We start from the raw sequence: 21360 nt of genomic DNA on the forward strand, positions 1-21360 counted from the left end.
CGATTTAGGCGAGAATCCTCGCCGTGAGAGAGGTGTCTGATGAGCAAGCAACGACGTACGTTTTCCGCCGAGTTCAAACGAGAGGCTGCCGCCTTGGTGCTGGACCAAGGCTACAGCCATATCGACGCCTGCCGTTCGCTGGGGGTGGTGGACTCGGCCTTGCGCCGTTGGGTGAAGCAGCTCGAGGCGGAGCGCCAGGGTGTGACCCCGAAGAGCAAGGCGTTGACGCCTGAGCAGCAAAAGATCCAGGAGCTGGAAGCCCGGATCAACCGGCTGGAGCGGGAGAAAGCGATATTAAAAAAGGCTACCGCTCTCTTGATGTCGGACGAACTCGATCGTACGCGCTGATAGACCAGTTGAGTGAGCAGGAGTCGGTGGAAGTGGTCTGTTCAGCTTTCGATGTGGCGCGGTCTTGCTACTACGTCCACCGTCTTCGACGGCGGCGTGTCGATGCTCGCCGTGTGGCGCTACGCAGCCAGGTCAACCAGTTGTTCAGCCAGAGTCGGGGCTCGGCCGGCAGCCGCAGCATTCTGGGCATGCTGCGCGAAGAGGGCGTGACCATCGGCCGTTTCCGAGTGCGTCGGTTGATGCGTGAGCTGGGCCTGGTCAGCAAGCAACCGGGCTCGCACGCCTACAAACAGGCCACGGTTGAGCGGCCGGATATCCCGATCGGCTGAACCGCGAATTCGCGACCAAGCATCCCAATCAGGTGTGGTGTGGCGACATCACCTACGTCTGGGCGCAAGGCCGTTGGCACTACCTGGCCGCGGTGCTGGATCTGCATACCCGGCGGGTGATCGGCTGGGCGTTCTCGGCCAAGCCGGATGCCGAACTGGTGATCAAGGCCCTGGACATGGCCTACGAACAGCGCGGCAAGCCACAGCAGGTGCTGTTCCATTCAGACCAGGGCAGCCAGTACGCCAGCCGCCTGTTTCGGCAACGGCTCTGGCGCTATCGGATGCAGCAGAGCATGAGTCGCCGAGGGAATTGCTGGGATAACTCGCCGATGGAGCGCCTGTTCCGCAGTCTGAAGTCGGAGTGGGTCCCGTCAACGGGTTACCGGACGGCGCAGGAGGCCCAACGGGACATCAGTAATTACTTGATGCACCGCTACAACTGGATCAGGCCGCATCAATTTAACGACGGGTTACCACCTGCGGTGGCCGAAGAAAAACTCAACCCACTGTCCGGGATGGGTTGACCACTACACACCAGCCTTCTGCAAGTAACCGACCTATTATCCAGTTCTGACGAAAGATCGTGAACAGTTTATTAGAGTGACGGCTCCGGAGAGAGATGTTTTAGCAGAAGCTCAAGCTTCTGCTGGAGTTCGTCGAAGGTGATTATTTCAACATCCTTTTGAGCGCACCTAAAAGTTTCGAAAGAACGCAGCAGACTTGACTCAGTGGGCAGTTTACCAGCGATAACCACACAGCGGGTGTTGTCTGGCCTAGTGCCCGCGAGCACCTCGTCTTCGCGATGTATTCCCCATGTCGTCTGCAGCGAGTGGCGCTGGTACAACACCTGACTTACTGCACCGCTTAACTCTGAGTCCGGGGCATGAACACCGCCGCCGCGGCGGTACTCAGTCTTCTGCACCAGAGAAGTGCTTGGCTTCTTGATCTCGACTATTACCAGAACCTGCCCGGCACCCCGAAACAAGTAATCACCTATTTGGGCCCCCGCACCTTTGATTCCACTGGGCTGAGCATGAAACTGGCTGCACACTAGGTGTACTGGCCCACAGAACAGCATGGTTAGGATAAAGATATTCTGGTCGAAGAATTGCTGCCAAGCCCTCTCAGTAAGGTTCTTGCCAAGCATCTCGCTGAACTTATCGATCATTTGCTGAAGGGAGACCCGCTCGATCTCGGCATGCAGCTCCATCAAGGCATGAGGCTGCTCGGTGGCCAAAGCCGGAAGATCCTGGCGAACTTGCACAACTGTGCGTCGCCTGGCTTCAACTGCGGCAGCTACAGCGCGCCGTGGGTTCATGAGATTGCGAGGCGTAAGGTTCACCTGCTCATCCGACCTGGCGCTGGCCGAATACATTTCTGGATCGTGTGTTTCGAGGGTTTCATCAGTAACGATGTGCTGCTTGGTGTGTAAGAGGTGGTCGCGAGCGTGCGTCGTAGCGCGTGCACGATACAGGCGCGCACCTTGTAGTAAAGGCGCCAACTGGGCTGCGAGGGCTCGGTCGCGCACCTGCCACGTCAACGGCGTCGACTGCGTGAACAGCCCTTTCATTTGCCCAGCAATCAACGAACGTTCGACGTCGGCTGCTCGCGCCTGCGGCAGACCGGCACGAGTGCAGATGGTGCGCAGATCTAAAGGAACATCAAGGGAGCCTTGCCCGGCTGCTTCACACAGCGAGGCGCTTACTTCGCAGTGAGGAGCGAGCACATCAAAGGTGCTCAGCAGTTCACTTTTCATTGGCTTCATTGACCACCTCAAGGAAACCGCGGATACGCTGCCCCTTGTGAGTTGAGTCTTCGCGGGGCGGCGGACCGCCTTTCAATACGGCACGAGACAGTAGCTGGTTCTGAGCGAGACAGGAGGTCTCGGGAATCATGATGCAGTCTGGACAGGCTCCGCCAGCCGTGTCGCAAAGTCGACCCGAGTTGCAGCGGTGTGTTGAGGCCTCTAGCAAACGCGAAAGGAATCGATTGTTCTCGTTGCGCCAGAGCGAAGATAGGTTACCCAGATCCATGGTCGTGCCGTTTCGATACACCACGAATGCCAGATCCAGTGGAAAGATGTACTCACCCATAGAGCCTAGATCCAGGCCCGACAGCTCAGCCACGTTTTTCATGAGTGTATGTGCGTAGGTGTGCAGCAACGTGTACACGTAGCGGTAGGTAGACGCATCACCCTCTTTCAAGAGGGAGAAGTAGCGCCCGAACGGCTGCGCGACCTCCAGTAACCTACCGCCCAACTTGACGGAACTGCTATCGTCCCATTTCGGCAGGTCGAGTACTCCGACTGCCTGAAGCCACTTGTAGACAGCGCTCGGGTCGAGTCGAACATAAAGCGCCTCGTTAGCCTGCGTCATGACGTAGATAGGCCGCTTGCCGCTGCTCAACGGCTCGAACAGCCTCAAACGAACAGGCATGTCCTGGTTACGCTTGTTCAGAGTCGGGGTCGCGGAGACACGCGTATATCCGTGGGTGAAACGACACAGGTCAAATTCGCGAACGAGCCCTAAATCGGCAATACCGAGTTTAGCCATCAGACGCTGGGTTTCGGCCTCCTGGGCAGCCTTGGCGCTCGCATCCTTCGGCGCAAGATCGTTATCCAGATGGTTGAAACGCACGAACTTGGCGCGGCCACCATCAGGCGGGGCCGAAAGCTTGCCCCTGTGAAATGCCTCGTGCTCAGTTGCAAGAACGAAGGGGTCGAAACGGCTAGTGTACTCACTGCGTTGCGCAAGTTGCGCACTGACTTTCGGCGGGAGGTCGACACACGATCGCACGAGAGGTGGCTCGCTGGTGGTCCATCTCGTCACGAGCTTCTTTAGCTCGTTTTCCATCATCATTTGACTTGCAGTATCTTCCATCCCGACGGCTAGGTCGCGCATCCGCGAGAAGCTCTCGTAAGATTCCCACTCGCTAACCTTTCCTGCTGCAAGTAAAGCCGACTTCATTTCGTCGGGTGTAAGCTCTAGGCCACCGAACCGAAACTGCCTTCCGATAAATGCTGCGAGCTCTGCCTCTCGTTGCGGCTCAAGCATCGTGATGAGCTGATGCTCAGATTCTGGGAACAGCACAAACTGCTCTGACTGCGCATAATACGCGGATGACGCACGATACGAGATAGGCTCCATGCGGCGTTCACCCACGCGGGCACTGGACTGGCCCCTGAAGATCTCCGTCGTGAACTTGTCATTTTGGCGCCACTCGTTCGATCCCCTGTGCCCGCATGTAGAGTTGGCGCAGTAGAAGTGCCACTGACCGATGCGCGGCGAGTCGGTGTTGAGCTTGAAATCACGCCCGCCGCATACCTTGCACTCTTCGCCATAGAGCCTTCGGGTGTTGTTGCGGTCATCCCACTCCCACCTGCCGGGAGTAACAGGCATCCACTCACCGGACCAGTGCACGAAAATAACGTCGACCTGCCGCCACTGGCACGATCCTTTTGCACCAGCCGCCGTGCAGGGGGTTTTACGCAGCTTGTCCATGTTCTTAGCCAGATCATGGGCTGACTCGAATCGCCTGAAAAGACTGCACTTGTTGCAAACGAAGGTCAGCGGCGAAGGCGCATACCCCATTCGCAACGGACTCAAAAACGCCAAGCGGTCTATGCCCAACGGAACCACAGAGGCCTCCTGAAGAAGGGACTCGTCCAGGCACTGATGAGGGGCTATTGGACGCTCGCTAGTGCCCACCGCATACGCTCGTGCGAACCAACTCTGCCAGATTTCCTGCAGCCTCAGGATGACTTGTGACTTGGTTGCCGGTTGAATGGGGGCGTCGTCCACCACTGCTGAGAGATCTGGGATAGAGATGCACGCCCCCAGACCGCCTTCGAAGGTGAAGAAGGCTCCAGGGGCATAGGCAGCCCCCAATTGGCCTCTTGAGCGCGCCATCGTCGGCGCATTGAGCGTCTTGCCTTCATCATCGTTCGCCAGGAAGCTTCTGCGTGCTGCCATCTCAGTCACCTGTCTGCGCGTTGTCCACGCTATCGTTGTTAGCCACACCGTGGCGAACGAGATCCATCACCAGTTGAACTTCGCCATGCGACTGGTTATTGCCGGCCATGTCACGAGTCGATGCCTGTATTACTCCGCCTTGATCGACGTCGCGCAGCGATGTCATCGGCTTGAGCATCAAGTCCGTCTGGGCTTTGAAGTACCCGTCCATGGTGCCACTGCCCCAGACCGGGCTGCTCCAGGTGTTCACAATAAGGTTGCGGGTCTTCTGATCGATGCGTGCGCGGTAGTGCTCTTCTCCTTCAGGCGAGAATGCCCCACGCAACCCCACGGCGAGCTCGACGAATTTGTCAATTTCATCGATGAAGGCGTCGCCTCGAGACTTGAGTTCCTTGCGGACATTGGGAATAACACTGAAGTCTGGCATCTTGCTTTTCTCGTCCTCTGGCAGCCGAATCAGCTCGCAGCTGGGAACCACACCTAGCAGGTATGCCTGGAGCAGGCTGGGGAACACCCGCTCTACGGCGCGCTCCGCCCAGCGGTCTATAGCTGCCGGCTGAACCATACGCTCCAGAAAACGATGAAAAATGTCGAACACATGAACGATATGCCGGTCACGACGACGTTGAGGCGTTGGCACTAGCACGACGAAACCGATATGTGTACGCCCGACGCGCGAAGAAGCTTGGATGTACTCGGCAATATCTGAAGGCATACCGGCGAAGAACATTGAATTGAACTCGTCGACGTCAACGCCGTGCGAGATCGCCGAAGTTGCGATTACCGAACGCAACTGCTCTCGCAACGGAGGTATAGGCTGTCCAGGAGCAACACGGCTTTGCGCAGTATCCACAACGCCTTGGATTTCGCCTTGCTCCACCGAGCCGGTTATAAGCCGGGTGTCCAATCCCCCCAGGTCAATGCCTTCATTGAGATGCCGCTTGCGGGTTTCCTCCGCCTCTGCTGCCATGATCTGGTCGCCGCCCTTCTTGTTGGTGACGTAGGTCAGCGCAATGCGGTGAAGATCGATAAGTGTGATCAGCGACGAAGCACTTGCCGAGGATAGAGCCTGCCTGTGTAGCGCCTCAAGCGCCCCCGGAGAAACATGATCCATCAGCATTTGGCGCGCCGATTGAAACGACTTGTCTGCGTCGCTTACCAGCTTGTCAAACAGACGTGTGATGACCAGGTGAAAGCCTGATAGCACCGCTACGCTGGTCGACGTGTGCGGCTTACCATTGGTCATGAAGGCGGTGTACACACGGGCCTGCCGGCTTGCCACTTCGATGTCAGGATGGGCCTGGCGCTGTTCTTCTTGGGCCAGCGCAGGCGTCGCATAAAAGGACTCATAAAGGGACGGGCCGGGCTCCGGAAATTGGGTTGCTGGAATCGAGCGCTGATACAGGTGTTCCAACTGCCTCTCGGGCTCGGATACCGTAGCAGAGGCGGCGATAACCTTGGCTCTACGCCTGTGGCCTTGTTTGTCTACTGCTACCAACTTACTGAGCGGCTTGGCCAGGTACTCAAAGACCGCATCCAGCGTGGACTCGAACAGGCCGGCAAAAGTACCCAGAGACTCGTCGAGGAGATGTGCCTCATCCTGGATAATGAGGCTCGGGAAAGGATCGTGAAAGATGCGTCTGCCGGAAGCATAGGCCGGGTAGACTCCAACCATGCCCTTCGCTGCAGGCCCCGCGGCCAACTCCCGGCTCTCAGTCGGTACATGCAACCGCCCATTGGCCGGATTGACCCACGGCGCAGCACCGAACATTGCATATATGCGTCGGATAGTCCGACTCGAGTGGCCGATAAGGGCCAGTTTGTCGACTGTGCCCAAGAGGACGGACGGTGCCAAATCGTAGATGTCGTCGTCAACTATGTAGAACGGCAATGGCCTCCACAGCCCCTCATTGGAATCGCAGTGAATGTCGGTGCATACGTGACCCAGCGTCTGGTCTCCGTGGTCGACGAATAGCCGCAAAGCAGTTTCGCTGTTGCAGAACGGGCACTTGGGAAGTTTGCGCCATGCACGCATGGCCGCAGAGTACTTGGCGTCGTTCTCGCGAAGGGCTTTCTCATCAGCCAAGACGGGCGGCGCTGCCGACACAGTCGGGATGCTCCTAACACCCTTGTCACTGTGGCGGTTCGGGGAACCGCCGCTGCCGACCCAAAAGCCGATGGACAGCGAGTCGCCGCCATATCCTTTATCACGGCGGACTCGCTCTCCGTGCGCCAACACGCGCGCGCACCGCTGGGCTTGCTGAATCGTCAGCAACCGCAGTGGGTAGCGAATCAGGGCGGTCACACCACGGTGTTTTCCCCTCAGCCGGTCGAGCATGAGATTAAACACCAGGAGGCCGAAGAACGCCTCAGACTTGCCACCGCCGGTGGCAAAATACAATAGCGTGACAGCGTCATCTCTACACTCGTCGTAGAAGTGTGAGAACTCTGGGATGCGCGAAGCTAGTGCGGGGATTTTGGCGATGATGAAGGCCAGCTGAAATAGGCGCCACTCGTTGTCATCGCCTCCAAAACGGGCCTTCATGAAGTTAGCCATCGTCTCGTTCATGGCGAGCCATGCCTCATAGACAATGGCCTTTGGATTGGCCTGTGGGCCACGTTCACGCCAGGCTGAGCGTGACTCATCCAAGCATTCCAAGCCCGCAGCTACTGCCTTCATCTCGGAGGCCCATTTCTGCAGGTCTAGCCGGAAACACTCCTCTTCGCGAGCAATGCCAGCCGAGTCGGAGGGTGCTAGCCCTTCAGCGGGGTTCACTTGTGCCGGAAGGCCGTCGAGCCACTCCTGCATAGCTGACACCAGAGGTGCTAAATGGTCCAGTCCATCGGGCTGCGCGAGCGAGCGTACTCGACGTTGAACCCCATTAGCGCTCGTAGGAACGATACGAGGCTGTGTGTAACGGGGCGTCCACGTTGTCTCGAGTACCCGAACTGCCGGGTCGGAGTGCACTTGCACGACGCCACAGTTGTGGCCCATAGCCGGATAGGCCAGGTACTTGTTGTAGCGGTAGGACGGGTCGATGCGCTCCAACTTCAGTGGGTGATGAAGCGAAGTTGGAAGCTGTACCCGGAGAGACACGAGGAAGACAGACTCTTCAGTCTCGTCGGCATGCTGGCCAGGCATGTCGCTGATATTCTCAAGCGCAAGGAACAAGCTACGCTTAGATGGGTCGACCCAGTCATTGTGAAGCTCTAGATCCCAGCCCAGTTGAATCTGCGGCAAAGCGACGCGCAGCTGAGACTTGCGCACCATATCGAGAAAATCGGCCCACCTGGTGTATTGGCTGGCGGGAATGGTCAGTTGGTGTCGATATCCCCAAGCCTTGCCACCCGTGTTTGGTTCATCGCTTTGAGCCCAGTCCTGCAGTCGCTTAGCCACCGTCTCATTCATCCGGACGACGTGATCTGCGATGTCGAGCTGAAGAGCTTCGTTTGACTTCGAGGTGTCAAGCTCCAGCGGAGGGAGCTCGACATCCAGCCGCATCCACTTGTGCGGTACAGTTAACGGCTCGAAATGCTCGTCCTTGATAGGCGGCGCTTCCCCTGCGTTGACGGGAACTCCTTCTCTCGTACTTTCGCCAGAAGCGTCAGCGTCGCCTAGCGGTGCATCTTCGGTTTCGGCCGCATCTTGCGGGAAATCCGAGGTCAGTAGTTGCCTTGGGATACTTTTGGCTGCATAGACCTCATCCACGACCTTGGAGCGAATCGCGGCCCAACCAGGATGCTTCCACTTCGAGGGATACTCTCCTTTGACTTTCTCCCATGCTTCATCTAATCGACGGTTGCGTTCGACTTTAATCTCGTCGACCACCGACTGGCGCAGCATGAAGACGGGGCGGCAGTTCGCTCTCCTCAGGTCTTCCTCGCGGGGCAATACTCGGACGTACATGCACAGCCTTGGAAATACCGTCATCACCGAGCCCAAGCCGGCGTTAAGCTGCATCTGCAAACCGTGCGACGAGACCCAGATGGGAGACGTCACCTCGTCGTCTCCGGACGCGCTGTGCTGAGGCAACAAGAAACCGGAACTCAAAAGTGCCCTGGGTCGGGCACCGAAAAGGTACTGACCCGTGGGCCCTTGCCCACTGATTTGTGAGTAAGTCAGGTTCAGGAGGCTATCGACAACCGCCTCTTTAAGGGTGGAGGGAATCTCAACAGGGTCGATACGATTCGTGGGCTGACTCATTGTTGCGATTCCTTGAGGGGGCCGACATACTCGACTATGGCGACGTTCTCGCGCGCCTTCTCGAACAGCTGAGACAATGTTTGCCGCTTGATGCTTGAATTGGCCATGGCGGACTCAGGCTGCAAGAGCATGTATGCATAAATATCAGAGACATGGCGACCGTCCATTCGACGCGAGTTACGCACCGCCATGATCACGCGCTGCCACTGGTAGGCGGCCTCCAGCGCAGAGAATCCAAGTACCTGTGCAAACGACTTGAAAACCTCCTCACGCAATGGTGCTTGCGGGCGAAGCTGCTCGAACGGTGTATCTGGCGAGTGTCCGAGGTCAATCCAGTGACGCATCGCCTGAAGACTTGGCAGCCTACTTTCCAGGTGCGGGTCTAGCGCAAGCATCTCTTCGCGAATCGCTCGTACCTTGTCAGAAAGTGTTGCCTGCATGAACCGCTGCGCAAGGCGCTTTTGCACCTGTTCGTGATAGCTACGTAGGGCCGACTCGAACGTTTTGTCTGATTGAATCGGTACGCCTGCGTCACGCAGCACCTGCTCTACCATCTCGCGTAGCTCGGTCGACATGATAAAAACCCTGTCTCCGACCTCCAGTGAGCAAACCTGACACGTCCTGAATCCAGCATCTGACGCATGCTGGGAAGCAGGGTCGTAAACATACATCTCCGATGTGTCATGGCGGAACTGGGGAACTCCGGTGTCGAACTTAATAAACCAACAGCCTTGCTCTACCTCATGGCTGGACGGCGTGCCATCCGATGACAACTCAACACGGAAAGTGGGGAGCACGTAATCGCCGGTGGAAAGGACTGAGGCGTCCTCCGGCAAGTTCTTCAGCTGTCGCAGGATGGACTCCATCCTGGGCTTGTAGGTCTTGAATTCCGGCATGTGCTCGACAATGGGCTTGAGCGTGGCACGTAGGAACTGACCAGCTCGTTGGGTCAGCAGAAGCACCGAGTGCGCGGGGACACGATTGTCCGTTAACAATAGCCGTAGGCAGTCCTCGTTGAGCCCGGCAAACACAAGTGTGGAACCTAACAGGCCATCAAGGTGCTCTTCGAGATTGGTAGCGGACAGCAGGTGCACGCGCCCTTGGAAGGAGCCGTAAGTCGCACCTTCCGGATACTGGTCATACATAACAAGGAAGCGCTCAGCTAGGCGCAGGTACAGACTGCTGGTAAACACGATGGCCACGCTACGCTTCTTGCTCGTTGCAATGTTCGCGACGAGCCCGGCTAGCTTGTGGGCAAAAGGCGTAGCCTCGTAATAGTTGCCGAATAGCTGCGAGCCGCGCTCGAGACAATCCATAAGAGCGGGTCGCTCTCCTCCCACGCCGACGCTTTGCTCGAACTCATGAACGGCCCCCATATGCCCGGGCCAGTCGAATGCAGCCCGTGTTCGGCCCGATACATCGAGTCCAGCCAGATACTCCGACATGTGCCGAACGCCGCAGGGGAGCGCTGCCAAGCGAGAGAGAAACGAGGCTGCTTCAACGAGCGGTCGAGCGGCTTCCTTACCCCCTGGGGCAGCGCTGGCGATCCGCACGAGCTTATTAGCAGCTTTGGCCGCATCCGCATCTACGATGTGGACGTTGAACTCGCGCGGGACCGGGTGTTGAGCCTCCTGAACGCCCGCTGCAAATAGCCCCGCACCACCTACAGTGCTCGGTATACCAAAAATTTTGAACTCGTGAGGCGTGTGCCATCGGCTAGCTGAGTCACGCTTCTGATTCTGTTCCCAAAGTTCTTCCTTGAGCCTGTAAGCGGTGTGTGGCTCGTCTGTGACAATGATGACCCCTGGGGGGGCGTCGCAAAAAACGTCCTCCAACATTAAACAGAAACGCGCCAGTCGCTTCTTCCAGCCTGGAGCTTCAAGGCGCACAGCTCGGGTGGCTTGTACGAGCACCACCTCTGGGGAACCGAGCTTAGCTAATGCCTTGAGAGCCTGGCGAAGTTCGTTCTCTTGCATCCTCCCATCCAGCGCGAAGAGAGCATCCGGCGCAGTACGGGGATCGCCAATAATGGCGCTGTTCATCTGCAAAGCCTCCTTGGCTTTCCCTCGCCTTGAGAGCTTCGCCCGAATGAGCGCAAGAAGCTGAGAGTCGCAGGGCTTCCACCCAGTGAAATCAGGTGTAGCAAGGTAGTGAGGCAGTAGCTCTCCAATCGTTGGATTGAACCGTTCTCCCTGGATTTGTGGAAGGCCGTGAGCATTCAGCCAGAAGTAAAACGGATCCTTGTCAGGCATCGACCGGATGACGCGTGCGTTGACGTCAACCTCCACCAGATCCTTAACAATGCGAAGGATGCTGGCCCGGTCAAAATGGATGTGGTTGAGACTATGGAAGGCATTGGTTTTGACGGGAAAAAGCAGGCCGCGAACACCTTGTTTGTCACCTTGGTGCCAACGGCTCAACGTGGCAAGCGCATGTACGAGGGGCAACGTTTTGAGCGATGCTGGCCAGACCATTGCAATATGGCGCGAGCGATGCTGGGCCGCGTGCAGATACAGGTCGGCCAACGCCACCAACGCTCTTGAGGGTTCGCTAGGCTGCGTATTGTCGTCCTGGAACAGCGCAATAAGTGCCTCATCGGTACGAGATACGATAGGAGGGGGAGGCACCGTTTCACATGGTGCAGGCGGAGGATGACGCACATGGGATGGCGGCGCAGGCTTGTCCTGTGAGGTAGGCTTACGGGAAGTGAGCAGCTTCACCCGCTCTTCGCGCCTTCGTTTCTCGGCTTCCAACAGCTCGTTGAGCTTCTTCCTTGATGCCATATGTCTTCTTGGGTAGACAGTTTCCAGAGTATTGGGAGGATAAACGAAGTATCTACTCCCCGACCAACACCTTATGTGCTGCACTGGCCATATCGTAGCCCTGCTCGAGGTAGCTCCTTAGCTGATCCGGATCAGGAAGCCGCAGCTGACTGAGTTCGAAAACCGATACATTTGTTGCCCCCGAGATACATCGGAAGTAACGGTCCACCGTAGGTGTCCCGAGTAACTGCGCCAGCTTCTCAGGTGCGAGCGCAGGATTAGGTATCACCTGCTCAAGGATGACCGTATGGTTCTCGCCAACGAATCCGCCATAGGTATCGATAAGTTGAGTCGGAACTGCTGCGGCAACCAGGCGTCGCGGTTGGTCATTGGAGGTCACGCGCTGCAGCAAGACGCTGGGGCCGCGTATGATCGAGCGATGATCCTTCGCTCCCATGTTCACGAAGCACCGCTCCTTGTTAGCCTTGGGCGCACCGGAGAATCGCAGGGTGCCGTCCGGCGCAATGTCGCTGGACCAGAGCAGCGGGACTGCCGCGCCGTCACGAGCACGCGCGGCGCTTTTCGCCGACGCGTACGTCGTGCGCGTATCGCGGTTCCAGACGAAGGCACCGATACGCGTCGTATATCCGTAGTCTGCGAGACTCGCTTGCGACCTGGCAGCGCCCCTTAGCAAAGCGACGTCACTTTCGGTGCGAGGGATGGGCCACGCGGCCCCCGAGCTGGGGAGGACACACCGCCCTACGTCGACGTAATTACCATCTCGTGAGACAACCGAAACTTCTGCCTCGATCGTCGGTGCGTGCCCGGCTTCTTCACGGCGTGCGAGGGTCAGCGCCGTCTCCTGCTCGACATCAATGAACACACCTAGACGGTCGCTCACCATGCCAATGCTAAGCACCGTGGTCTGTGTCATCAAGAACGTCCGCAGCTTCGAGAAGTTTTGACCAGATAGGAAGCTCGTCGGGGTCACCACTGCACAGACGCCTCCGGGGGCCAAGAGCTTGACGCACAAGGCAATAAAGAGTGCGTACAGGTTCGGCTGCGCCTCAATGACATGAGTGAACTCGTCGAAGTACTCCTTTACTTCCGCCGCAGGCATCTTCCTATACGGGGGGTTACAGAGCACCACATCAAGGGTTCCCAACAGGTGCTTTGCCTGCAGGAGAGAGTCACCATTGTGTATCTGGAAATTCGGACGTTTACACGTCGCGATAACCTCATCATGCAACGCCATTAGCAGGAAGTGCTTCGACAGTTCGCATAGCGCAGCATCCTTGTCAAACCCCAGCAAGTGCTTTTGCACGTGTTCGAGTATCTGCGCCGCGCTTGCTCCCTGGTGAAGAAGCCTATCGCGCATACGCATCGCAATAGGCGCTAAGAACGCAGCACCGCCGCATGCGGGATCGCAGAAGTTTCGAGTGGCAAAGTCCACGCCGCTTGTTGACAAGTCGTCGAGCAGACGTCTTGTCAGAGAGGGTGGCGTAAAGAACATCGCCAGCCGCTTGCGGTGCTCTTCTCCTAGAAGTTGGGCGTATGCCGAGGAGAACCAGTAGGTAGACTCGAGCAGATCTTGGCCCTTCACGAAGTCTACAAACGCGCACACCGCTGGCTCGTCCTTCAACGCAGCTAACACGGGCAGGCCGGATCCCGGCAGACCGGGGAAGGAATATTCGCACCACTTCGCCAGTGCACTGCCGATGATCAAATCAGGCCCGTGCTGCGCCTCCTGCATGACTATTCGCAGGCTACGGACAAGGCGATTGAAGCGGGTCTTATATGGTAGAGCCATTGGTGGGTACGAATTAGGTCAGCGAGTAAATTTCCGGAATGTTCGGTATTGGTCCCCATGCAGGGCTGCTTTATATCTCAGAAAGCTAGGTTCGCTCTGTGAGCCGTAGCCAGTAGACTCCCCATCGTCAAACATTCGATTTGCCAAATCAATGGTACCTGAAATGTAAGCTCGAAGGAGCACCGCTCTAGGTAAATTGAAATATCACCGCTAGCGGCCGCTCCTGATCGAAAGCGTACCAGCCTTGGTTATTTACTATGAGGCCAGCGGTATGGACGCATGAGGATGAGTGTTATGAAGTGCTAGCAGCAGAGCGTTCGTACTTTTTCGGTTCAAGGTGTCAACTAAAATCAGCAGATCGTATTAAATTTTCCGGCCCCTGTAGTGAAGCCGTAGCCTTTTCGTGTTCGCTGGTGCGAACGTAGCCATTTCCGCCTTCCGGCAGGCCCTTTCGGGTAGGGCTTTTACCCTTGTGAACCATTCCCTTCACCTTTCAGGCCATTTCCCCTTTGGGCCATTTGCTCCTGCAGAGTCTGCTCATTGGGGGGCAGGTGTCGATCCAGATCCATGGAGTCGTGAAGCACGCGAACCACCTCGAGGACCTGGTCTGCCGCAACCCGGTAGAAGACGAAGTGCCTGGGGCGGATGACCTTGCCGACCTTGGGCATCGAGCGGCAATAGACGAGATGGATGCTGCGCAGGCCGGGCCCCTCTTCTTCGCGGCTGAGGCTGCCGAGCCGCAGTGGGTCTGTCGCAACTGCTTCCAGCGCTGCGCCAATGAGTGCCTGGTAACGTCGGCGCGCGGCATCGCCGAAGCGGTTGTGGGTGAAGCGCAGGATATCGACGATGTCCGCTTGGGCATCATGGGAGATGCGGTACTTGGCCATGCTTCAGTGGCTCGCCTGGTTGCCGAGCTCGTCGAGGTATTGGGCTAGGTCGTCGCTAGTGATCTCGTCGTATTCGCCGCGCTCCAGTTGCATCAGCCCACTGGATGTTGCGTTGCGGAGGGCTTCGAGCTTGGCGCTATTCTGGGCTTCCTGCTGCAGCAGCAGGCGCAAGCCTGCCCGGATGACTTCGCTGCGGTTCTGATAGCGGCCGGTCTCCACCAGCTCGTTGATATCCTGCTCCAGCGGATCGGGAAGGACGACGTTTCGAGTTGCCATGAGGGGCTCCAGTCGGCAGTTAGCTAGTGGCATAATATGCCATAAGGCTTGCCAAATCATCTTTTTCGGCGTATAGGTGCTAGCAGGGTGCCTCCCTCTGGGAGCCAGGAGATTGATAATGGAAGCACACGCTTACAAAGGTTTCGCCTCTCGGATCGGATTTGGTCTGGGTACGTTTGTGTGCTTCTGCCTGCATGATCGTCGGCCTGTCGTGCGCTGGATCAAACGAGCCTGCCTGGTCGTGGTGCTGTTCGTTATCCTTGTTCAGAACTTTACCTGGCTTGCCAGCGCCTTCATGACCTTATTGTCGTTTGGGTTGATTGGGTGGGTGTTGGTTAAAGGTGACTTTTCGATCTTCCAACAGTTGGAAAAAGATGAAGCCCAAGCAGCTCCATATGGCCGAGATGTTTTCGGTAATGAGTTGGATTGGATGGGGCGACGAGATGATGGAGTTCTTTCTCGTGAAGACTAGTAAAAAAGGGGCCTTTTAGCCCCTTTCTGTCAATCCCCTTTGGGGGAGAACGACGATATTGCCTGCTTAGCTACGCTACCACCCTGTACTCCTGCCTGTTGGACCCCTTTGACCCCGTTACTGAGATCGCTGAGGAGAGCTCCAACTTGGACGCCTGCCCAGCCTATAGCAGTTATCCACAGCATGGGTAAAATAACGAACATCGCCCCCATCACAAAGTTCAATATTGCATCTTGAGTCGCCGTATTCAGTCCCATGACCGGGTCGAACGAAAGATGCGGTGATCCCGAACCATAGAAGGCATCAAGTATCGTGCTGTCTATATATCTAGCTAACTGAAACCAGAAGTCGACGAACATCATCGCAAAGAAGACGACCGTCATCGTCATGGCAACCTTCAGTTGATAGGTGCCGATGACCAGGACCATCGGAATGCAGATGACCATGGCCATCTTCAGGAACGACATCACCATCGGCAGTGCCTGGCGGACCATGTCCATCGCCGGGAAGTAGGCCAGACTGCCCAGGGCCACACCGAAGGCTCCAGCGGTTCTCGCGATGCCGTTCCAGACCGTACCGCCCACCTGCCCACCATAGTCGGTATAGACGTTGCCTTTGACCTGGCTGGACGGTGAAATCACCTGGCGGATGACTGCCTCGGTCACCTCGTCCTGGTCCAGCCATTTCGCCCATTTGAGGAAGCTGGTCATCAGGTCCGGATCCACCTGGCCCTTGATCCGATCACGCAAGCCGATCCCTGAGTCAGCCCACCACTGCTTGCAGGTTGGGTAGCCACCACCACCGCCCACCTGGGGCAGCCCGGCGTCGCGGGTGGCGTTGTAGGGCCACGACTGACGGGGACTCTTCGAGTAGTCGGTGTCGTAGTACCCCGGGGTGTTCAACAGGAATCGGGAGCCGATCCAGTTCAGGTCCTGCAGCGCCTTGTTGTCCTCGCCGACGGAGCCCAGATCGGGTTGCCGCATGAACAGCCGCGCACGGGAAGGTCCGTAGCAGTCCCTGGAAAAGTCAGCGATTTCTTGTGCCAGCAGCGGGTTGTTCACGCGCGTATTGTCCACTTCCATTCGCATCTGCCGCAGATCCGTGCCGCACGGAATGGCCGCGACCGCGCCGGCGGTGAAGCCCTTGGACAGGGCGTGCATCATCGCCCACCAGAGCGGCATCTGCGCACTCTTGTCGGCCAGGCTGCTGAAGGAGGTCGACCAGCCGGTGTCTGCCGGCGCTGGCAGGTTGTACTGGCACTGCTGGGCGCGGGCCTGGTCGAACTCGATGGTGTCGAAGCTCACGTTGACGACCGGGATTCCCGCCAGGGCGACCACGATGTAGCCGACGTAGATATGCGTCTCGATGCGGGCCAGAGACAGCACGCCTTTGTTGCCCTCGTCGGCGCCTTCCCCGCGAACTTTCAGCCACTCACGCATCACAATGGCCACGAAGGGCACCGCGAACAGCCCTGTATCCGAGATCATGTTCCAGATCCCGTTGTTGATGATCCAACCGAGGAGGGTGAGGTAATACTCCAGGTAGTCATTGGTCATGAAGGTCATGCTGCGCCTCCCGTGCGGAAGTAGGCTTTGCTGAATTCGATGAGCAGGATCAGCAACAGCACCAGGATCTCGATCCGCCGAATGCGCTGCCGCTCATGCGCGCTCAGCTCCTTGCGCTGCTTGAGCCGGAACCAGGCGATGGCCAGGGCGCAGTACAGCAGCGCCCGCCAGGCGAACAAACTCCAGTAGTTGCTTTGCCGCCAGGCCTCCAGGCCCTGGATGCCGCCGAAGTGGTTCAGGGCGAAGAGGCTGAGCAGCGTACCGACCACTGCCAGACCGACGACGATCATCACTCCGACCAGTAGCTGGCCGAGGAGCTTTCGGCTGGTGAGCGTATCTGCCATCACGGTCTCCCTCCCGACCCCGACTTGCCGCCGGCGGCAGAGGGGGCCTGCAGGCGATCAAGGCGATCAGCATCGGGCGCCGACTCGAACACGCCGCTGGACCCTGAGGCGCGCTGTTGCCCGCGCTCGATGACCCGCATGGGCGAATTGCTGGCCAACTCGCGACGGAGTTCCAGTTCGGTCTTGAGGTTCGAGATCTCCTGCTGCAGGAGGCTGGTCTGCTGATCGACGGCTTGGGTGGCCAGGCCGTTGGCGGCGACGTTGGGCTCCTTGGCGCCGGCGAACATCAGGCGCTGTAACAACAGGGCCTTGCTGAGCACGTCCATCAGGGAGACATCGGACGCCAGGCGGCGCGCCAGGACGTCCTGGTCACGCTCGTCGCGCAGCGCCTCGATGACGCCGCGGGTGATTGGCAGCGCATCGGTGCCGGCCGCAGCCAGGTTCTCGGCGGTCAGTGGCTTACTTTTCGATAGCAGCTCCTGCAGCGACTGGAGCTTCTTGTCGTAGGTCTCTTGGATCAGCGGGGTCAGGCCGACGCCTGCAGCCGTCACCGTCTTCTGGCAGCCTTCACAGGTCTGCTGCTGTTGCTCCCCCAGTACCCGGGTGGCGAATGCAGCGGCTTCTTGGGGGGAGGACCAGGTGTTGCAGACCAGGCCGTTGTTACAACTGGCGGAAGGCACGCTCGATGAGTCTTTCACCGAGCGGCTGGTCAACAGGTTGTAGCCCGCCCGGGTCACGTCGTTGACGATGCGAATGGGCTTCTGGCCGGAGCCGCCGGCCTTGTCTCCACCGACCCAGGTTACGCCATCGTTGCCGCCCTTCTTCTCCACTACTTCGAGGGCGGATACGGCGTCTTTCCCGCCAGAGGCCAGCGTGGCGCCCAGGGCCTGGCCTTCGGCGATTTTCCCCCAGCCGGTCTGCTCCCCAGCGATGTCAGCCATCTTCTCGGCGATCGCTCTGCAAGTCCCTTTCGAGCGGTCGTAGTCGATCCGCGCCTGCAGGATGCCATTGGTGATCAGGTTGTAGAGCTGAGGGTTCGCGCGCTGGATGATCAACGCCGGTAGCGACATGACCGCGCCGGTCGCGTTCTGGATGACTGAGCCCATGATGTTCTGGAAGCCCTGTGTGGCACCGTTGAGCTGGTTCTCCAGGGTGGTGCTCAGGTTCATGTTTCCGCACATCAGGTCGTTGTTCCAGCCGAAACCGACGCCGATCGAGTCCATCTGGCCGGCGCTGCCCATGCTCACCGCACTGCCGCCGCCAATGCTGTATAGGACCTCGTCGCTGAGCACCGTGCCGGTCTTGGACACGTTGATTGGGTCGTCGGCCTGGGCAAGTTGCGCTGCGAGCAGCCACGTCAGCGCGACCGAGGTGATGTTCATTCGCATGATTCGTCTCCGTGTCCTTATTGGAAGTCGGTACTGCCGAGGAAGATCTGCCCCTTGCGCTGGCAGCAGAAGTAGGGACGCCAGAGCGCCCAGGCGTAATCGCCGTCGACGGCTTGCGTCTTCGGCCCTGAGTTGGGAAACACCGCGCAGTTGAGGCTCAGGGACGGGGTCAGCTCCTGCCATTTCCCGGTCGAGGCATCGCCCTCTTTCAGCTCGCCCGCCGGCCAGTAGCCGTCCTTGGGTGCTGCGCGCATGGGGAGGTAGACGTGGAGCTGGCCGATTCGCGTGGTGATGTCGCCGGCGCGCTGGGCGATGACGGCCGCCGTCTTGTAGTCGTCGGTCTGGTGCAGGAATCCGCTGCGCGGATAGAGGTTCCCCCACATGTCGCCGGAGAAGATTCCACCCACCTCGCGCAGCCCTGGGACCAACGCTTCGGGGTACACCTGCTCGGGAATGCCATGCCGCCAGCCAATGGCGTCCAGTGTGCTGAGGAAGTACGGCACCAGCGGGAAGGTGGCGCCAGGGCAAACGTACCCAGAGGCGCTGGCGAACCGGCTGAACGTGGCCCCGCCAGGATGGCCGATCACATCCGCTTCCTTGAAGCGGCCGATGCTGTTCTCGGCCTTGTAGTTGGTGGTCGCGTCATTGCCGGCCTGGGCGAGGGGATTCGGTGTGCCCAGCGCCGACACCTCGGTCCAGGGGTTGCTCCCGGTATTCGCATAGCTGGAGACGACTGCGTCAGGCACGTAGTGGCGGACCTTGACCGACGTCTTCACCTTGCAGCCATGCGGGCCGCAGAGCAGCCAGTAGCAGATCCCGACGACCTTGTATTCGAGGCACTGAGGGGAAAGGGTGGAGGAGACGATGGCGGCGCTGTTGATCGCGGCCGCGGCCGTGAACGAGAGGCTGAAGGTGGCGGCCGCCGCTGCCAGGCGGCGGAGGTTGAGGCTGGTCATCAGCGCGTCCTCCTGGCCTTGGCGATCAGCTCAAGAGCGCGCGGTACGTCCGGTTCGCCGTAGACCACGTACTGCCTGTCGACTACCACGGCAGGGATCTTCTCGACACCGAGACTCCACGCATCGGTGACGTCTTGTTGTGCCTTCACCAGCTCTGCCTGCAGGCGTCGCCCCTCGGGGCTCTGTAGCAACTGCTGAAACGCTACCTGAGCTTGTTGAGGATCCTTGGGCAGAGCGTCAGTCAGTTGCTCCTCAAGGTGTTGCTGGGCATCCAGGAGCAGGACTCGCGATGATCCGGTGGCGGTGACCGGATGGGCCTGGTCAGTGATGACCCAGGTTTCGGCCTGGCTTGCGCCGGTCAGCAGTACAAGTAGTAAGCCAACGGCCAGGGGGCGTGGCCACCAGGCTGGGGGGGAACGATGAAGAGGCATGGGTCTGTACCGGTTCGAATAGGTACAGGTAGGAGACAGGATCGCTTCCGATAGGGCAGCAGGAAATCATCACTACGTCGCCGGGGTATTTTTTACCGCTGTAATGGCGAATTGTTGGCGCATGGTGCAGAGGAGGGAGCCTGGTAACTCATAAGGTAGAAGTGAGCTTCCAAGCCATCTTTTTTTCAGGTGTTTGCGCGGACTGAGCAGTCGCTGTCGAAACAGTCATTTTTGTTGCTAAGAGGCAGGAAGGCTGCGCTGAGATTCATACTAGTAAATTAGATAGTTGTTGTCTTCTGAAACAGAATTGAAGCGAAATTGGGGGTAGGTTTTTCTAGGTGAAGGGTAACTCTTGAGAATTACAAAGGTGTGACGCAAATGTTGTATTTTTCTTGCGGTATGAAGATGGGTGGTTGGGGCGGATATAGGTGCTTTTCTCTATTTTCTTTAATTGCTCTCATCTATGGGTGTGTCGGTGGTGGAGGTGGGGCGGATGAGATTGGGCAGCACTGCTTTGAGAGAGAGCAGAAGATTTCCGGAGTTAATGATAATGAAGAGGGGAGTGTGAGGTTGAATCGGCTGAACTGCGATCCAATTGAGGGGCGTGTTCTTGAATCAGAGAAGCTGATACGAAAGCCGCCCAATGAACTGGGTATTCACTGAATAAATAATTTTTAGCATGGAGAGGTCTTTTGAAATGAAAAAATTACTTTTTATGTCGACTGTGCTTTTGGTGGCTAGCAATTTCGCATGTGCTGATGAGGGCTCAAATGATGGAAGTGAGATATGTCGGGCGCAGGGTGGGGTTGAAATAACAAGTCTAGGGGAAGTCTCAAAGGGTGTGAATGTTGAAGATGTTGTAGTTTGTTCGATTCTTCCAACTAATATGAAGTCGAGTCAAAGGGCGCCTACACTCCCTCCTCTGCAAAGGATGATCATTTCGGCAATGCCTTCACCAGGAACGGTCACTGTTTCTGCCAGCGGAGATAGGAAGTTTACAACATCTTGCCGGGCAAATCTTTATGCTCCACGTTATGCCAATTTATATCCAGACGGTGTTAGCAGGGGAACATCAGATCTACGATGTGTTGGTTACAATACACCCGGGAATTCATCTCAAGGGTGTAATGTGTCATGGGTCGGCCCGACCGACATTCAATTGGGTGTTGAGCCATATGGCGGATCTGTTGTTGTAAACTACAGTTGCACTGCCTTTAAAACAACGATTCCAGTGATAATGAGCTACAGTTATCGTGATGGACGGGCAGTGTATGGTGAGGTCCAGAATGTGTCAGGAATAATAAATGTGGTTTTGAACTAAGGATGCGCTTATAGGCTTTTATTTCAAGGTAATCAGCTTGTGAATGTGCTGCAGGGCACTCTATTGAGCGCCCTGCATAGGCTGGAAGTCGTTTGGCTGAGGGCTAGTCTTTCGAGTTCGATATGGCACGTTGATGAAGGCTGGTAAAAAGTCCTGTCTGTGTGGGTGGCAGGCGAGTGGCGCGTTCAGACGCTAATGTGGAGTTTAAGGTAGGGTTCCGACGCCGAGGATCCTCTTTGGGGGGAGTCATTTGCTGAGCCATGCAGTTGTAAGACAGGCTACGCGCTCCATTGACT

13 protein-coding genes and 1 pseudogene are annotated in these 21360 nt (G+C 57.7%); 2 read left to right on the forward strand and 12 right to left on the reverse strand.

The window, feature by feature from the left end:
* Positions 1-39: 39 nt before the first annotated feature.
* A pseudogene (locus HMPREF2886_RS34200) lies at positions 40-1201 on the forward strand (IS3 family transposase).
* Between the two features lie 71 nt (positions 1202-1272).
* Here the strand turns inward: HMPREF2886_RS34200 and HMPREF2886_RS32950 are convergent.
* The 7 genes from HMPREF2886_RS32950 to HMPREF2886_RS05280 all read right to left on the reverse strand — a co-directional run bounded on the left by HMPREF2886_RS32950 (position 1273) and on the right by HMPREF2886_RS05280 (position 14587).
* Positions 1273-2433 (reverse strand): Shedu immune nuclease family protein, encoded by a 1161-nt coding sequence (locus HMPREF2886_RS32950; RefSeq protein WP_158699610.1) that lies wholly within the window; start codon positions 2431-2433, stop codon positions 1273-1275.
* Positions 2423-4648 carry a hypothetical protein gene (locus HMPREF2886_RS05255; RefSeq protein WP_070746923.1) on the reverse strand — a complete coding sequence of 742 codons (2226 nt, stop codon included), beginning with the start codon at positions 4646-4648 and terminating at the stop codon, positions 2423-2425. Before HMPREF2886_RS05255 ends, HMPREF2886_RS32950 begins: the two co-directional genes overlap by 11 nt.
* A 1-nt stretch (position 4649) precedes the next feature.
* Entirely contained in the window at positions 4650-8852 is a 4203-nt protein-coding gene (locus tag HMPREF2886_RS05260; RefSeq protein ID WP_070746925.1) for a DEAD/DEAH box helicase family protein, read from the reverse strand.
* Positions 8849-11635: a hypothetical protein gene (locus HMPREF2886_RS05265; protein WP_124086756.1), complete on the reverse strand. Its 2787-nt coding sequence runs from the start codon at positions 11633-11635 to the stop codon at positions 8849-8851. Before HMPREF2886_RS05265 ends, HMPREF2886_RS05260 begins: the two co-directional genes overlap by 4 nt.
* Positions 11636-11687: 52 nt before the next feature.
* The gene (locus tag HMPREF2886_RS05270; protein ID WP_196637467.1) at positions 11688-13367 is read right to left on the reverse strand and encodes an HsdM family class I SAM-dependent methyltransferase; all 1680 of its coding nucleotides are present in this window, start codon (positions 13365-13367) and stop codon (positions 11688-11690) included.
* 521 nt (positions 13368-13888) lie between these two features.
* Entirely contained in the window at positions 13889-14311 is a 423-nt protein-coding gene (locus tag HMPREF2886_RS05275; protein WP_223724485.1) for a type II toxin-antitoxin system RelE/ParE family toxin, read from the reverse strand.
* A 3-nt stretch (positions 14312-14314) separates the two neighbouring features.
* Positions 14315-14587, reverse strand: coding sequence for a type II toxin-antitoxin system ParD family antitoxin (locus tag HMPREF2886_RS05280; RefSeq protein ID WP_003086148.1), 273 nt, complete (start codon positions 14585-14587; stop codon positions 14315-14317).
* A 118-nt stretch (positions 14588-14705) separates the two neighbouring features.
* On the opposite strand from HMPREF2886_RS05280, the gene HMPREF2886_RS32955 reads away from it, so the two are divergent.
* The gene (locus HMPREF2886_RS32955) at positions 14706-15059 is read left to right on the forward strand and encodes a hypothetical protein (RefSeq protein ID WP_071534128.1); all 354 of its coding nucleotides are present in this window, start codon (positions 14706-14708) and stop codon (positions 15057-15059) included.
* A gap of 29 nt (positions 15060-15088) precedes the next feature.
* On the opposite strand, the gene HMPREF2886_RS05285 is transcribed toward HMPREF2886_RS32955, so the two are convergent.
* The 5 genes from HMPREF2886_RS05285 to HMPREF2886_RS05305 are packed head-to-tail and all read right to left on the reverse strand — an operon-like array spanning position 15089 to position 19743.
* Positions 15089-16624 (reverse strand): conjugal transfer protein TraG N-terminal domain-containing protein, encoded by a 1536-nt coding sequence (locus HMPREF2886_RS05285; protein ID WP_070746927.1) that lies wholly within the window; start codon positions 16622-16624, stop codon positions 15089-15091.
* Positions 16621-16968: a hypothetical protein gene (locus tag HMPREF2886_RS05290; protein ID WP_003117086.1), complete on the reverse strand. Its 348-nt coding sequence runs from the start codon at positions 16966-16968 to the stop codon at positions 16621-16623. Before HMPREF2886_RS05290 ends, HMPREF2886_RS05285 begins: the two co-directional genes overlap by 4 nt.
* Positions 16968-18356: an integrating conjugative element protein gene (locus HMPREF2886_RS05295; protein ID WP_004352770.1), complete on the reverse strand. Its 1389-nt coding sequence runs from the start codon at positions 18354-18356 to the stop codon at positions 16968-16970. The genes HMPREF2886_RS05290 and HMPREF2886_RS05295 overlap by 1 nt, the downstream gene beginning before the upstream one ends.
* 17 nt (positions 18357-18373) lie before the next feature.
* Complete coding sequence (locus HMPREF2886_RS05300) at positions 18374-19312, reverse strand: TIGR03756 family integrating conjugative element protein (protein WP_070746929.1); 939 nt, start codon at positions 19310-19312, stop codon at positions 18374-18376.
* The gene (locus HMPREF2886_RS05305) at positions 19312-19743 is read right to left on the reverse strand and encodes a TIGR03757 family integrating conjugative element protein (protein ID WP_003111736.1); all 432 of its coding nucleotides are present in this window, start codon (positions 19741-19743) and stop codon (positions 19312-19314) included. Before HMPREF2886_RS05305 ends, HMPREF2886_RS05300 begins: the two co-directional genes overlap by 1 nt.
* Between the last annotated feature and the right edge of the window lie 1617 nt (positions 19744-21360).

This window comes from Pseudomonas sp. HMSC066A08, from assembly GCF_001813025.1.
In the GTDB taxonomy this organism is placed as follows: domain Bacteria; phylum Pseudomonadota; class Gammaproteobacteria; order Pseudomonadales; family Pseudomonadaceae; genus Pseudomonas; species Pseudomonas aeruginosa.

Coding starts and splice junctions, on each gene's coding strand:
- HMPREF2886_RS32950 (WP_158699610.1), bottom strand. CDS start 2,433: ATGAAAAGTGAACTGCTGAGCACCTTTGATGTGCTCGCTCCTCACTGC.
- HMPREF2886_RS05255 (WP_070746923.1), bottom strand. CDS start 4,648: ATGGCAGCACGCAGAAGCTTCCTGGCGAACGATGATGAAGGCAAGACG.
- HMPREF2886_RS05260 (WP_070746925.1), bottom strand. CDS start 8,852: ATGAGTCAGCCCACGAATCGTATCGACCCTGTTGAGATTCCCTCCACC.
- HMPREF2886_RS05265 (WP_124086756.1), bottom strand. CDS start 11,635: ATGGCATCAAGGAAGAAGCTCAACGAGCTGTTGGAAGCCGAGAAACGA.
- HMPREF2886_RS05270 (WP_196637467.1), bottom strand. CDS start 13,367: ATGCAGGAGGCGCAGCACGGGCCTGATTTGATCATCGGCAGTGCACTG.
- HMPREF2886_RS05275 (WP_223724485.1), bottom strand. CDS start 14,311: ATGGCCAAGTACCGCATCTCCCATGATGCCCAAGCGGACATCGTCGAT.
- HMPREF2886_RS05280 (WP_003086148.1), bottom strand. CDS start 14,587: ATGGCAACTCGAAACGTCGTCCTTCCCGATCCGCTGGAGCAGGATATC.
- HMPREF2886_RS32955 (WP_071534128.1), top strand. CDS start 14,706: ATGGAAGCACACGCTTACAAAGGTTTCGCCTCTCGGATCGGATTTGGT.
- HMPREF2886_RS05285 (WP_070746927.1), bottom strand. CDS start 16,624: ATGACCTTCATGACCAATGACTACCTGGAGTATTACCTCACCCTCCTC.
- HMPREF2886_RS05290 (WP_003117086.1), bottom strand. CDS start 16,968: ATGGCAGATACGCTCACCAGCCGAAAGCTCCTCGGCCAGCTACTGGTC.
- HMPREF2886_RS05295 (WP_004352770.1), bottom strand. CDS start 18,356: ATGCGAATGAACATCACCTCGGTCGCGCTGACGTGGCTGCTCGCAGCG.
- HMPREF2886_RS05300 (WP_070746929.1), bottom strand. CDS start 19,312: ATGACCAGCCTCAACCTCCGCCGCCTGGCAGCGGCGGCCGCCACCTTC.
- HMPREF2886_RS05305 (WP_003111736.1), bottom strand. CDS start 19,743: ATGCCTCTTCATCGTTCCCCCCCAGCCTGGTGGCCACGCCCCCTGGCC.